Raw genomic sequence first — 14,728 nt, forward strand, 5'->3', positions numbered from 1 at the left:
TGTATAGATTTCAGCTACTTTTAGGCGTAGGCACTCTCATCGAATTTTATTTTAAGTTAATTATTTGCATAACAATTACCGAAGAGCCAAAGTTTTTTATGTTTTTCGATCCGTTCTTGTTCTTCTAAAAATTTTGAAATCAATAAATATAATTGATGTCTTAGATTAAACATAAGATTGACCTCGTGGAATTAATGATCTGGATTTTTTGAATTTAGGGGTGTAATAAAATCGACATTTATTGTGTTAAAAACCCACTTTTATAAAATATTCAAAATAACTGTTGTCTTTGCCTAACGGCAAAATCACCGTATTGAATAGGGAAATTTGGTAAAGGATTAGATTGTTTTTGTAAAAAAGCTTCATATAGATGAGAAAGTTCTTGTAGTAAATCCAATAAAGGCAAATTTAACTGAATTTTCGGGTTAATAATTTGTCGGCAAATTTCGTCAACTTCTTGAAAACAAGTTCGCAACAATTCATGACGTTGCATAATAGTTTCCAAAGCTTTCCTAAAGATATCAATATCTAAATTGCCATCAATTTGAAAGCGAAACGGCATATTATAGGTATAGCCTTGAGCTTCCAATTGGTACAAAAACCAAAGTCTTTCTTGAGAAAAAGAAAGCGGTACAAGTTGAGATTTATCTCTAGGCGGTATCGTATTTGTTTTGACACCGATTCCTTTTTTTTGTAGTAACAGCTTGAGTAATTTTTGTTTGTCTTGAGAGTTATGATTCATTTTTACCCTGGGTTAAATAGGTTTTAATCTAGTGATTTTAGGTTGGTTTGATGGATACAAATCAACCTAAAAATTGTTTAATTATTGATGCTAAATAGCGGTATAACCTCCATCTACCATTAAAATTGCTCCGGTTACATAAGAGGAAGCTTCGGAGGCTAAAAATACGACGGGACCAATTAACTCTTGTAAATCTCCGGTTCGTTTCATGGGAATTCTAGTGTATAATTCGTCCATTTCATCCCCAGTTGAACGTAAACCTTCTGTTCCTTCCATCATATTATTCATATACCCTGGTGCAAAAGCATTGACTCGAATTTTGTTACTAGCTAATTCGACCGCTAGGGATTTTACCAATTGATTGACACCGCCTTTTGCGGCGCTATATGCTCCTGAAGATTTGGGAACAGCAACGAAAGCACAGATAGAAGAATTCATAATAATTGAACCTCCTGTACCTTGTTGCAGCATTTGTTTGGTTGCGAGTTGAGCGCAATTAAAACAACCTTTTAAATCAACATTAATAACCTCATCCCATTCCAATTCCTCTAATTCGTGAGTGTTTTTGAGAATTTCAACCCCTGCATTACAAACCATAATATCGAGTTGACCATAATGAGCAACGGCCTGTTCAATTAAATTCTGACAAGCTGGACGTTGACGAACATCGGTGTGAATTGCCATGGCTTCGCCGCCTGCTTCTTGAATGAGTTGAACCGTTTGTTCAGCACCAACTTGATTAATATCACCAATTACCACCTTAGCTCCAGCTTGTGCTAACCCTTGCGCTAATACCCGACCAATTCCTCGGGCAGCGCCCGTGATAATTGCAACTTTACCTGTTAAATCAAAGAGATGATTTGTCATTTTTTTTCTGTATTTTTTTTGTAATCATACCATTTTTAAAGCTAGGGAAATACGCTTAAATTCATTTATTTTTAAAGGTTGTGATTAGACGGGCTACAGTGGGATTTTCAAAAAAATCACGCAAAGTACAATTAATTTTAATAATCTTACCGATTTTATCAATTACCTGAATAACTTTTTGAGAATCCCCCCCAAGGTCAAAAAAGTTATCATTAACACTAATTTCTTCTAATTCTAAAACTTCTTGCCAGATATTGATCACGGTTTCTCTAGTTAGATTATGGGGTAAGTCATTAGATTTAATTTCATTGATTGATAAAGACAAGGGAGAAGTATTGCCGGAGAAGGAGACGGATTCAGATAAAGGACATAGATCAGAAATGGTTTTATCAGGCTCAGTGACAATATTCTTCAATAACTGCTGAAAATATTGTTCCATTTGAGTAATAGTTTCAGCCGTAAATAAATCAGCTTTATACACGAAAGCACCTTTCATACCTTGCTCAGTTTCTTCAAGGGATATAGTTAAATCATTTTCAGCACTATGGGCATCTATATCCATTTTTGATAACTCGTCCGTGACTGTCAGATTGATCAATTTTAAATCTTGTTTAGGAGCATTCTGGAAAAGGAAAATAACTTGATGAAACAAAGCATATTGAGAATCTCTAATCGGTTTTAATTTTTCCACTAACGTGATAAAAGGAATTTCTTGATAAGCATCAAATTCTAAACTCATTTCTTTTACTTGATGCAGCAAGTCCCGAAAATTGGCTTGATATTCTACATGAGTATATAAGGGGAGAAACTGAACCATAAGTCCGATTAAATCTTGTGTTTCGGGTTGGTTACGATTAGCCGCAACTCCACCAATAATAATTTTTGTCTGTTGTGTATAGTAAAAGAGTAATATTTTTAAGGCGGCTAATAAAGTCATATACAAAGTCGCTTTTTCTTGATGACTTAATGACTTTAATGCGTCTGTTAAGTTTTGAGAAATGAGGAAATAATGAATGGCTGCTTCAACAGGTTGAGCCGTTGTGCGTGGGTAATCAGTAGGGAGTTTTAAAATGGGTGGGTTAATCCCTATATGTTTCTTCCAAAAATCCAGATGAGATTGCCATGAATTATCTTTTATTGATTGCCATTGCCACAGAGAAAAGTCACTATATTGAATCGGTAATTCAGGCAAAGGTGAAGGTTTATTCAGACAAAAAGTTTCATAAAGAATGCCTAACTCTTTAGTTAAAATATTCAAAGACCAACCATCAGCAATAATATGATGGATTATCATGATTAACAGATAGTTATCTTCAGCAAATTTTATAACTTTACTGCGAAATAATGAACCTTGTTCTAAGTCAAAAGGTCGGTTAATTTCTGCTGAAAATAATCTTTTGGTTTCTTTTTCTTGCTCCAGTTCACTAAGTCTTTGTAGGTCAAGAATTGAAAAATCAAAAACTGGATCATCTGTAATTTTTTGGAACACTTTCCCATCTATCCAAGTAAAAGTTGTCCGCAAACTTTCATGACGTTTGACAATTTCTCTTAAGCTTTCCTCTAGTGCAGGAACATTAAGCAAGCCTTCAATGCGATAAATACAAGGCAAGTTATAAATACAATTTTCTGGATAAAATTGAGCAAAAAACCAAAGTTCTAACTGAGTTAAAGAGATAGGAATTAATTCAGAGTTGGATGATTGGCGTTTAGGTATAGTATTTACTTTTTTAAAACTAATACCTTTTTTTTGAAGCAGGAGCTTGAGTAATTTTTGTTGATCTTGAGAGTTGTTTTTCATTTGTAATTAATAATTCAGGAGTGGTTGACTTATTTTTTTTTGTTTTGAGATAATAAAGCTTGAACTTCTTCTGGTGAAAGTTGGGAAATTTCTTGAACCGTTACGGCAATTTCATTCAGTAAACCTTCATTCCCCACTAATTCAATCATGACTTGAGTTAATTGGCTGATAGTTGAGTGATTAAAAAGTTGGCGCACAGAAATTTCTATTTCTAAGGTTTGACGGATTTTACTAATCAGTTGAATCGCTTTTAAAGAATGTCCACCTAACACAAAGAAATCGTCTTCAATCCCAACTCGTTCGACTTCTAAAATTTCTGCCCAAATTTCCGCTAAAACTTCTTCAATTGCAGTTCGAGGAGCGACATAATTTTGAGTTAACGATAAGTGGTTTTTATCGGGTATTGGTAAGACTTTTCGATCAACCTTACCATTAGGACTGAGTTGAAAAGATTCCATCACAACAAAAGCAGAGGGAATCATATAATCGGGTAGCCAGTTTTCGAGGAAATGACGTAATTCAACTGGGTTTATGGTTTCACCTGGACGGGGAATAAAATAAGCGGCTAAATATTTTTCTCTCGCTGTTTCTCCCTGAACTGTAGCAACAGCTTGAGCAATTTGAGGATGTTGATTTAAAATAGTTTCTACTTCCCCTAATTCAATTCTATAACCTCTAACTTTCACCCCATCATCAATTCTTCCTAAATACTCGATATCTCCATTGGGTAAGTAACGCGCTAAATCTCCAGTTTTATACAGCAATGAATTATCGCTAAAGGGATTAGGAATAAATTTTTCTTGGGTTAATTGGGGATTATTGAAATAACCCCGCGCTAAACCTCCTCCCGCAACATATAACTCCCCAGTGACTCCGATGGGTACGGGTTGAAGATAGGAATTTAAAATATAAACTTGCACATTAATAGCGGGTTTACCAATGGGAATATACTTCGGCCAAAGCTCAGGATTTGGGTCAAAGGTATAACTGGTAACGAGATCCGCTTCTGTGGGTCCATAAAAATTGTATAGCGTACAATGTTCGAGTTGTTTGAATACAGAAATCATCCTTGGAGTAATTTGTAATTGCTCTCCAGCTGAAATAATTTCACGCAAGTTAGCGAATAAGTAGGTTTCCTCACTATAGGTTTCCATTAATTGTTGTAACAAAGTAACGGGCAAAATTGCTTTATGAATGGGTTTATTTGCCAATAATTGACTTAATTTAGCAAGGTCTAAACGCGAATCTTCTGGGACAATAAATAAGCTCCCCCCTAAACACAACGCAGCAAAGATTTCGTGATAGCTGACATCGAAATTAAAGGGAGCAAATTGTAAAAAATTCCTCTCTGGTGACATTTTTACCCGATGATCCTCAATAATATTAGTTAAGGATTGATGCAGGATCATAATACCTTTGGGTACACCCGTAGAGCCTGAACTATAAATAATATAAGCCAAATCCTTTAAACTCACGGGTTTGTCAAGATTGGTCTTGGGTTCTAAGGCAATTTCTGACCCTTGTTCATCCAATAAAATCCGTTGAGAAATGGTTTCACTGTTTAAAAGGTATTGACAATTTTTTTGGGTTAATAAGGTTTGAAGTTGGGTGTCTTGCAGGATGTAAGAAAGTCTTTCTTGAGGATAGGTTGGGTCTAGGGGAACACAGACACCGCCTACTTTTAACACTGCTAAAACGGCAATCACCATATTAACAGACCTTTCTAAACAAATCCCCACCAAAGATTGAGAACTCACACCGATTTTTTGTAAATAATGAGCCAGTTGATTGGCAGACTCATTCAGTTCTTGATAGGTTAATTGTTGCTCTTGAAAAACAACAGCAATGGCTGAAGGAGTTTTGATGGCTTGTTGTTCACATAATTCATGAACGCAGTGTTTTATGGGATTTTCTGGTATCGTTTGATTCCATTCAACTAATAATAATTGACGTTCTGCTTCCGTTAACAGAGGTAAGTCTTGAATCTGGCGATGGGGATTAATGGCGATTCCTGCTAATAAGGTTTGAAAATGACCTAACATCCGTTCAATGGTGTCATTTTCAAATCGTTCTTGAGGATAAATAATTTTAATAGTTAAGGCTTCTCCAGGGGTGACAATAACGGTTAAGGGATAATCAGCATTGCCATAATCTTGCATTTCCCCGACTTGTAAACCGCCTAAATTCTCACTATCATTTTCGCTAAAGGGTAAATTTTCAAAGACAACAAAACTTTCAAAAACTGAATGAGGAGCAGGAATTTCACTCCATTTTTGAATGTCAATTAGAGAACTATAACTATATTGCTCTCGTTCTAAATGCTCTTGTTGTAATTGTTGAAACCAAGTTAATAATTCAAGTTGAGGCTCAATTTGGATGCGAATGGGTAAGGTATTTAAAAACATACCAACCATCGATTCAATCCCTGTAAAATTGGGCGGTCGTCCCGAAACGGTTGCCCCAAATACAATGTCTGATTCACTGCTATAATGATGTAATAATAAAGCCCAAGCTCCTTGAATGAAGGTAGAAAGAGTAAGGCGATATTCTTGGGCGAGTAATTTCAGACGACTGGTAATTTCTGGAGAAAGTTTTGATTTTTGATCAAGATAATTTTTACTTTGAGTAACAAGAGGATTTAACGGTTTATCAACGACTAATGGAGTTGGAGAGGTAAAGCCTTGAAGATTTTGTCGCCAAAAGAGTTCGGCTTGGGTTTGATCTTGCTGTTGTACCCAATTGATATAATCTTGATAAGGGCGAGGTGTGGGTAAATTAACGGGTCGATGGTTGATAAATCCAGCGTAAAACTTGAAAACTTCTTTCAACAGAATTGCTGTTGCCCAACCATCTAATAAAATATGATGTCCAGTATGGATAAATTCATATTTTTGATCTTCAAGTTGAATTAAATGACATCGAAGTAAGGGGACTTTATCTAATTCAAAATATTGCTCTTTATCAGAGGTTAATAATTTTTGAAATTTAGTTTCTTGTTCGGCGGGAGAATGGGAGCGCCAATCATAATTAAACCAAGGCAAGCTGACATTTTTTCTAACCACTTGCAAAGGCTGTTTGGTTTTTTTCCAAGCAAAACAAGTCCGTAAAATACTATGTCTATCTACTACTTTTTGCCAAGCTTGTTGGAACGCATTAATATCTAAATTGCCTTGTAAGGTGATTTGAATTTGTGATAAATACGTCTTTGATTCTGGATTATATAAAGAATGAAACAGCATCCCTTGCTGCATGGGACAAAGGGGATAAATGGATTCAATATCTTTTTTACTAACGTTAGATTTTTGAGGTGTTACCATTGTTTTTTTCCAATAGATTAAATAAAAATCGGGTGGATTTCCTGAATAACGGTTGATTCAAGAAACCCGATCAACTTAGAACGAATTACCTTTAACGTTGACTAGACCACTTGAGTTTAAATTTGTTAATTTCTTCATCGGTGTAAAAATGACGCACTAATGGTTGATCATAAATCTCTTCTAAATATTCATCACTAAAGGTGAGACTCTTTCTTAAATTCTCATAGATGAGATAGTCATTCTCGTCTAAAAAGTCTGCTGGGTCAAGTCGTTCACAATTTAAATTTTCAACTTCCAAAAAAGTTTCTAAGGCTTCTTTTAAGCAAGAATCAAGTTTCTCTAACTTTAAGACTAATAATTCAATATTACGGTCTGGGAAATTCGCAATCGCATAACCTTTTTCTTTCGGAAAATCAATGGAAGCAATATCAATGCCAAAAACAGCTTCTAATTCTTCCTCAAACCAGTCATACTGTTTTCCATAGACAAAATTTTGAGACCAGAATTTCTTAATAATATCATCCATTGTGATTAATCCCTTCTCATATTTTATGAAAAATTCAGGAAAAACACACGCACAATCAATGATTTGAAAAAACCAAGAAATATTACGGGCAATGGGTTCTCGGACTCCGGTAATAATTTTAATGCTTTTTTGACCTTTGATTTCTTCAATATGTTCGCTTAAATATTTGGTAATACAGGAATGCCCAAAGGTAAAAGCATGATAATGTTGATCCAGTTGCATTGCTTCCCAAATTTTTGAGAAATGTTCTGAATTCAGATTATGGATATGATAAATCGCTTGATCTGGTAGTTTTTTTTTCAGGGTCAAATAGGTACTCACTGAACCAACTTTCCCCATTTGATAAACAAAGATTACTGAAGAATTATTGAGAAGTTCTTGTTTTAATTGTCTTTCTGTCTTCCACATATTAATCCTATTACTAATATAGGAATACACGGTAAAAACCTGTTTATCTGCGATGGGATAATAGTTAAGAGCTTGGTTTGAGAGTTTAGTTTGTGTGTTCATGATGCTTGTTGATGATGTTGGAGGGTTGAATTTAAAATGCTGACGAGGATAAACCACCATCGAGGGGAATAGTAATTCCCGTTATATAACTCGCGCATTCAGAAGCTAAAAATACAACGAGATTAGCAAATTCTTCAGTGGTACCAATCCGATTCATAGGAATTGTTTTAAGAATTCCTTCTCGGATTAAATCTGGGGTTGTTCCTTCCTTTTTGGCATAAATTTCTAAATATTCTCGATGTCTAGGGGTGTCAATAACGCCGGGGTTAATACTATTAATTAAAACATTATAGGGGGCGGTTTGTCTAGCTACCGATTTGGTAAAATTCATTAAAGCTGCATTGACAACACCCGATTTAACTAAACGAGGGGATGGCTCTTTTCCCGATGTCCCAACGATATTAACGATTCTTCCCCAATGTTGTTTTTTCATAATCGGTAACACTAAATTGGTTAAGCGAATATAACCCATTAATTTTCCCTGAAAAACGTTTAACCAATCGTCATCGGAAAGGTTTTCAATTAGATTTTCAGCAAAGTTAGCTCCTTCAGAATTATTAACTAAAATGTCAATTTTGCCATATTGATTTAAAGATTTTTGTACTAATTGTTCAGAATCTTGAGCTTGATGAACATCAGCCACTAAACTCAGAATTTCTTGGGCAGGATAAGCTTGAGCCAGAGATTGATAAGCTTGTTCTAAGCGTTGGGAATTGCGACCGCAAATAATTAAGTGACAGCCTTCTTCTGCTAATTTTTCAGCAATGGTAAAACCAATTCCCGCACTACTTCCCGTAATCAAAGCCACTTTATCTTTTAATCCTAAATCCATAAACTTTGCCCTAGCATTTTGAGGTTAAACTTAAAATTTTAAAACGAACTAAATTAAAATTTTAATCAAATTAATATCTTGATTCGATGAATTATATCCCTTTTTCAAAACCCTTGAAGGAGTATAATAAATTTGACCATATTCTAAACACTGTTCTTCATTTTCTATGGAGATTTCTAATTTTCCATTCAAAATAAATCCGATTTCTTCTTGCTCACCTTGATGTGGGGGAATGGAGTAACCGGAAGGAATTGTCGTCATGACAATTTCAAACCAAGAACCCTTAACAGATTGACAAGGTAAATGAGTGATTTGATCTTGGTTGTTTGATAGTGTTAATACAACGTCTTGGGAAGGTAAAGAAGAGGTAATCCGTTTAAGATCAAATCCAATCATCGGTTCTGATAAAGGATTAAAAGCACCATGAGGAATATTGCCATCAGCTATATAAACATCTTGCAAAGGTCTTAAGGGTTTAATCACATCTTCAATATACAGTTCCAGTTCTCCTGAGAATACCATGCCAATTTGACTTTCAGGATGGTGGTGGGATTCAAGTTTAGCATTGGGAGCTATAACGTATAACTGAAAAATGGTATCTTGGCATTGAAAAACCTCTAATTCTACATGAGGATTGAGTTTAATATACTTTGGAATTGGGAAAAATTCAGACATGATTTTAGGGTACAGGTTCAAAATGAAATTGAGATTTAACTTCTCAATTATTTTTATGTGATGAAGGCAACTATTCTGAGCGGATAGGTAGCTTTCTTAGGTATGCACAGGTAAATAAATACCTTGAATCATGGTGTTTTCCTTTTTGTAGAATAAAGACCAACTCATCTCAATTTTACCATATTGTGAAATAAATTCTAAATCATGTTCTCGGAGGGCATTTTCATTGGTAATCGCTAAATCTGCCAACCCCTGTTTAACGTGAATAGCGGCAACACTGGTAGAATTAACCAATGTGATTTTAATCTTGTTTTGATTTAGGTCACACGGTAATAAATAAGGAAGTAAAGGAAGAGGAGCGGGATGAGTGACTAGGGTGCAATTTTCTAAAATGATTTCTTCATTTTTTCGCTTGGCTAATCCGTAAACGGGTGTGGGATAGGTGAAGATAAAACCTAGTTTAAAACTTGGTTCCATATAGAAATCATTAATTCTTTCATAGGCATGGGGTACTAACGCCAAATCTATCTGATATTGGAGTAAAGATTCCTTTAACTCTGTAAAGCTATCAAATAAATGACTATTAACCGAAATCTGTTGTAATTTCCATTGAGAAATTAGATAATTTAAGGTTTGTTCGCTGCTGGTTTCTTTTGGACCCAAAGTGCCAACGCTTAAAGTTTTGACATCAGGCTGGGGATAACACAATTCCATTGAAAACTTTAACATGGTTTTAAGGCTCCTGAATTTTTAAGGGCGGATAAATTAGGATTTCCGGTGCAAAACAAAACAATTTCAATTTCAGCAATTAAAAATTTCACTAACTCATCAACGGCGGCTTCTGATTCAATCGCTGCTACGAGAAACGGTCGAGCCAACCCTCCTAAATCGGCTCCTAAAGCGATGGATTTGGCAAGATCTAAGCCATTTTTTAAGCCACCAGAAGCAATTAAGGGAATGGTTGAATTCAGAGTACGAATGGCGGTAATACATTCAGCCGTAGGTAAACCCCAATCGGCAAAAACTTGTCCGAGATGACGCTGTTTAGGGTCTTTTGCCCTTTGACTTTCCACTTTTGCCCAAGAAGTCCCCCCGGCTCCGGCTACGTCAATGGCAGCGACTCCGGCCTCAATTAATCGCTGTGCCATCATCGATGAGATGCCATTGCCGACCTCTTTAGCGATGACAGGAACGGGTAATTTTGAGCATATTAACGCAATTTTATCGATTAATCCTTTAAAATTCTTGTCCCCTTTCGACTGTACCGATTCCTGTAACGGATTAAGGTGCAGAATTAAGGCATCCGCTTCTAATAAATCTACCAATTTGAGGCATTCCTCTAAACCGCAGCCGTAATTTAACTGTACAGCCCCTAAATTCGCTAACAGGAGAATATCCGGCGCCAGAGAACGGACTGCAAAGGTCGGCGCTAATTCTGGTTGTTCGAGTGCAATGCGTTGAGAACCCACTCCCATCGCTAAACCATAGCGTTGAGCGACCATTGCCAATCGAGTATTGACTAAATGGGCTAATTCTGTTCCTCCAGTCATGGAAGAGATTAGAATTGGAGCTTTTAGAGATTTCCCCAAAAAGGTTGTCCCCAATTCAATATCGCTGCGGTCAAGTTCAGGAAGACAACAATGGGTAAAACGATATTTTTCTAAACCGCTTGTAAGTTGTTGAAATTCCACATCTTCTTCGATACAAACTCGTAGATGTTCGCTTTTACGATTTTCAATTTCACTGGGAAGATTAGGCGGTGACATAGTTATTATCAAGTATGAGGGTTAAACATTAAGTTGAGGTTAAAAATCGAGTTCCAAGAGCAGTTCATCTAGTTCTGCTTGATTAAGATCCGCATCGGGAAAATCTGATGGAGTATAGCCTCCTTCTGTTGATAAACAATGGTCAATTATTCTTACTAAAGATTCTTGATAAGCATTAGCTAAATTTTCTATCGTTGTTTTTTGATGAAATTTTTCGCTATATTGCCATTCTATTTCTAGTTTGCCCCCGACAACAATTCCATTAATATCAATTAAATGGGAACGTTGCCCTAAAGGACTATGAATAGAACCACTCGATTCCTTAGCAAATTTTCCGCCTAGAGAGCTTATCTGAGAGTCAGTAAATTGCCCTAAATAATTAAAGCTAACTTGAGCTTTTGGATAATTTCTTAAACGGAATTGAATAGTTAAATCTGGGTTAAGATAATAACCGATTCCATAGTCAACTCCTCGATTGGGAATTTGTCGTAATTGTTCTTTAATAGATTTGAGACTATCTCCCGTATTCTCGATATTTTCCAAGGTCAGAAAGACCGGAAAAATACTGGTAAACCAGCCGATAGTTCGGGATAAAGTAAGCGAGTTGATCACATTTTCCCGCCCATGGCCTTCTAAGTCAAGTAAAAGACCTGGAAAATTTGTCCACCTGGCAAAAGTTTGAACTAATGCGGTTAGTAATATATCATTAATTTGAGTGTTATAAGCTTGGGGAACCTCCTGTAACAGTAAGCGGGTTTGTTCTTCAGTTAAGGTGAAAGAAACCGTTTTTGCATGGGCAACAATGTTGGACTTAGCTTCACCTTGATAGTCCAAAGGAAGGGGGAAAACCGAGGGTAAATCACGGTTTAGCCAATACTTGAATTGCGTGTTAAATTCTGGGGTTTGAGCATAGTTTTGCAATTCTTCAGCCCAAGTTTTAAAGGAACTGGTTTTGGGGGGAAGTTCCTGAGAATCTTGGCTTTCTAATTGTTGGTAAATCGTGGCTAAATCTTCCAGAATAATCCGCCAAGAAACTCCATCTACTGCTAAATGATGAATCACAATTAACAATCGTCCACTATCACCCAATTTGAAGAAAACCACCGCCATTAAGGGGCCTTGATCTATCTTGAGTGTCCGTTGTTGAACTTCTGAAATTTCAGCTAGGGTGGTTACTTGTTCATCGCAATACAGATGAGATAAATCCACCAATTCAAAGGCAAAACTATTGCAATCGTCGCTGTGATTTTGTTGCCATTTTTCCCCTTTTTGAATGAAGCGTAACCGCAAAGCATCATGGTGATAGAGTAATTTAGAAATAGTTTGTTTCAATAAATCTGGTTGTAGATTATTGGGAACTTCTAACAAGATAGATTGATTAAAATGATGACGTTCGGGCCAGTTTTGTTCAAAAAACCACTGTTGAATCGGAGTTAAGGGAACTTCACCTGTGACTAATCCTTGGTCAATTTCAGTGGCAGCAGTCGTCTCCGCTAGGATGGCTAATTCAGCGATTGTCTGATAGCCAAATAGTTGTTTAGGAGTAATTTCTAATCCCTCTTGATTCGCTTTAGCAATGATTTGAATGGCTAAGATAGAATCTCCTCCCAATTCAAAAAAGTTATCGTTAATACTAATAGTTTTAAGTCCTAAAACCTCTTGCCAAATTTGAGCGAGAATTTGTTCATTTTTTGTACTCGGATTTGCATAATTTTCTAATTCATTTGGGTTAATTTTGGGTAGAGGTAAAGCGCGGCGATCTACTTTTCCATTAGGAGTTAAGGGAAAAGATTCCAAGGAAATTAAGAAAGCTGGTATCATATAATCTGGCAGTCTATCTTGTATAAATTGTCGTAATTCTTGGGACGTTAAGGCTTCCGTTTTAGGAATAAAATAACCATATAAACGCTTGGTTTTTAAATCATCTTCTCTGACAATTACAATAGCATCTTTAACTTGGGGATATTGATTGAGAACGCTTTCAATTTCCCCTAATTCAATTCTAAAACCTCTAATCTTAACTTGATCATCAATGCGACCCACAAATTCAATTTGTCCATCGTTTCCATAACGAACTAAATCACCGGTTTTATAAAGGCGATCACTGAGTTTTTGACTAAAAGGATTAGTAATAAATTTAGAATCGGTTAACTCTGGACGGTTGAGATATCCTTTAGCTAATCCAACGCTGGCAAGATGTAATTCCCCAGGAACACCAATAGGAACGGGTTGGAGATAGCGATCAAGAATATAGATTTTGGTGTTTGCGATCGGACGACCAATGGGCAGCACATCCATGTCTTCAAAGCACTGTGCAACTGTAGCACAGACAGTGGATTCCGTTGGCCCGTAAGCATTAAAAAAACGCCGTCCACTAGCCCATTGAATAACCAAAGAAGGAGGGCAGGGTTCTCCTGCAACAATGATATTCTGCAATGCTGGCAAGTTCTCACTGGACAGAGCGGTGAGTGCTGATGGCACAAGAGTCAAATGGGTAATCTCCTGCTCTTGTAATAGTTGCAGTAAAGGTTGTCCCGGTTGTAGTTCTTCCCGCGTTCCCAGATAAAGCCTTGCCCCCGCACAAAGAGCCATGACAATTTCCCAAATAGAAGCATCAAAGCTAATGGATGCAAACTGAAGGACACAACTATCCGGCTGCACGTCAAATAGCTTGATTTGTGCTTGGGATAGATTACACAATCCTCGATGAGCAACGAGAACTCCTTTCGGCTTTCCGGTTGAGCCAGAAGTGTAAATGACATAAGCTAAGTTCTCTGGTGTTAGGCTAGTGATAGGGGAACTTTTACTTTCGGTAGAGATTTCTTTCCAATCGGAATCTAAGCAAATTACTTGTGCTTGATGCTGTGGTAACGAGGTGACCAGTTTTTCCTGAGTCAATAGAACTGCTAGTTGCGAATCATCGAGCATATAAGCGATCCGCTCAGATGGATAAGTAGGGTCTATGGGAACATAAGCGCCAGCTGCTTTCAGGATACCTAAAATCCCTACTATCATTTCAAGGGAAGGTTCGATACAGATGCCCACCAGTGTTTCTGGTTTTACCCCCAAGGTTTGTAAATAGTTTGCTAATTGGTTCGCCTTGCTGTTTAGTTCTCGGTAGGTTAGCTGTTCACCTTTAAAAATTAGTGCTATGGCATCTGGTGTTTGTTCTACCCACGCTTCAAATAGTTGATGAATACATAGATTTTGAGGATAGTCTTGTTGAGTTTGATTCCAGTCTTCTAATAATTGCTGTTTTTCCGATTCAGTCAGTAAAGGTAATTCCCTGACGGTTTGTTGAGGATTGGCTACAATTCCCTTTAATAAGGTTTGGAAATGACCCACCATGCGAGTAATTCTTTCGACAGTAAATAGGTCGCTATCATATTCCCAAAAACCTTCTAAATAAGAGCCTTGTTCCGTCTCTATTTCCTCTAAAATTAAGCTGAGATCAAATTTAATTCTCTGGTTTTCAACGGCTAGATATTGAGCTTTTAAATGGGGTAATTCTAAAGCATTGAGGGGGGCATTTTGCAACGCAAACATGACCTGAAATAAGGGATTATAACTTAAACTTCGTTCGATTTCTAACGCATCAACCACCTGCTCAAAGGGTACATCTTGATTAGCATAAGCTTCTAAAACAACATTGCGAGCTTGCTGTAATAATCCTGAAAAAGCTGGATTTCCTTCTA

The 14,728-nt window shown here is 36.7% G+C and carries 10 protein-coding genes; all 10 read right to left on the reverse strand.

All coding sequences use genetic code 11. The features are described from left to right. Nucleotides 1–271 precede the first annotated feature (271 nt). Nucleotides 272–742 (reverse strand): condensation domain-containing protein, encoded by a 471-nt coding sequence (locus BGL89_RS09105; RefSeq protein ID WP_286825440.1) that lies wholly within the window; start codon nucleotides 740–742, stop codon nucleotides 272–274. A gap of 90 nt (nucleotides 743–832) precedes the next feature. Further along, nucleotides 833–1,609, reverse strand: coding sequence for an SDR family NAD(P)-dependent oxidoreductase (locus tag BGL89_RS09110; protein WP_286825441.1), 777 nt, complete (start codon nucleotides 1,607–1,609; stop codon nucleotides 833–835). A 61-nt stretch (nucleotides 1,610–1,670) separates the two neighbouring features. After that, complete coding sequence (locus BGL89_RS09115) at nucleotides 1,671–3,407, reverse strand: condensation domain-containing protein (protein WP_286825442.1); 1,737 nt, start codon at nucleotides 3,405–3,407, stop codon at nucleotides 1,671–1,673. Nucleotides 3,408–3,436: 29 nt separating this feature from the next. Next, nucleotides 3,437–6,724 carry a non-ribosomal peptide synthetase gene (locus BGL89_RS09120; RefSeq protein ID WP_286825443.1) on the reverse strand — a complete coding sequence of 1,096 codons (3,288 nt, stop codon included), beginning with the start codon at nucleotides 6,722–6,724 and terminating at the stop codon, nucleotides 3,437–3,439. 91 nt (nucleotides 6,725–6,815) lie between these two features. Continuing rightward, entirely contained in the window at nucleotides 6,816–7,760 is a 945-nt protein-coding gene (locus tag BGL89_RS09125) for a putative capsular polysaccharide synthesis family protein (RefSeq protein WP_286825444.1), read from the reverse strand. Nucleotides 7,761–7,791: 31 nt separating this feature from the next. After that, entirely contained in the window at nucleotides 7,792–8,592 is an 801-nt protein-coding gene (locus tag BGL89_RS09130; protein WP_286825445.1) for an SDR family oxidoreductase, read from the reverse strand. A gap of 48 nt (nucleotides 8,593–8,640) precedes the next feature. After that, nucleotides 8,641–9,267 (reverse strand): cupin domain-containing protein, encoded by a 627-nt coding sequence (locus BGL89_RS09135; RefSeq protein WP_286825446.1) that lies wholly within the window; start codon nucleotides 9,265–9,267, stop codon nucleotides 8,641–8,643. A 96-nt stretch (nucleotides 9,268–9,363) separates the two neighbouring features. Next, nucleotides 9,364–9,996: a LysR family transcriptional regulator gene (locus tag BGL89_RS09140; protein ID WP_286825447.1), complete on the reverse strand. Its 633-nt coding sequence runs from the start codon at nucleotides 9,994–9,996 to the stop codon at nucleotides 9,364–9,366. After that, nucleotides 9,990–11,033 carry a type 2 isopentenyl-diphosphate Delta-isomerase gene (fni, locus tag BGL89_RS09145; RefSeq protein ID WP_286825448.1) on the reverse strand — a complete coding sequence of 348 codons (1,044 nt, stop codon included), beginning with the start codon at nucleotides 11,031–11,033 and terminating at the stop codon, nucleotides 9,990–9,992. Before fni ends, BGL89_RS09140 begins: the two co-directional genes overlap by 7 nt. 39 nt (nucleotides 11,034–11,072) lie before the next feature. Then, nucleotides 11,073–14,728 (reverse strand): non-ribosomal peptide synthetase (locus BGL89_RS09150; protein WP_286825449.1); only part of this gene is annotated, 3,656 nt, incomplete at its 5' end.

The sequence above is a fragment of the Microcystis sp. LSC13-02 genome (assembly GCA_002282935.1).
Classification (GTDB): domain Bacteria; phylum Cyanobacteriota; class Cyanobacteriia; order Cyanobacteriales; family Microcystaceae; genus Microcystis.

Bases quoted from the DNA above. Each gene is read 5' to 3' on its own strand.
- BGL89_RS09105 (WP_286825440.1), bottom strand. From the start codon at position 742: ATGAATCATAACTCTCAAGACAAACAAAAATTACTCAAGCTGTTACTA.
- BGL89_RS09110 (WP_286825441.1), bottom strand. From the start codon at position 1,609: ATGACAAATCATCTCTTTGATTTAACAGGTAAAGTTGCAATTATCACG.
- BGL89_RS09115 (WP_286825442.1), bottom strand. From the start codon at position 3,407: ATGAAAAACAACTCTCAAGATCAACAAAAATTACTCAAGCTCCTGCTT.
- BGL89_RS09120 (WP_286825443.1), bottom strand. From the start codon at position 6,724: ATGGTAACACCTCAAAAATCTAACGTTAGTAAAAAAGATATTGAATCC.
- BGL89_RS09125 (WP_286825444.1), bottom strand. From the start codon at position 7,760: ATGAACACACAAACTAAACTCTCAAACCAAGCTCTTAACTATTATCCC.
- BGL89_RS09130 (WP_286825445.1), bottom strand. From the start codon at position 8,592: ATGGATTTAGGATTAAAAGATAAAGTGGCTTTGATTACGGGAAGTAGT.
- BGL89_RS09135 (WP_286825446.1), bottom strand. From the start codon at position 9,267: ATGTCTGAATTTTTCCCAATTCCAAAGTATATTAAACTCAATCCTCAT.
- BGL89_RS09140 (WP_286825447.1), bottom strand. From the start codon at position 9,996: ATGTTAAAGTTTTCAATGGAATTGTGTTATCCCCAGCCTGATGTCAAA.
- fni (WP_286825448.1), bottom strand. From the start codon at position 11,033: ATGTCACCGCCTAATCTTCCCAGTGAAATTGAAAATCGTAAAAGCGAA.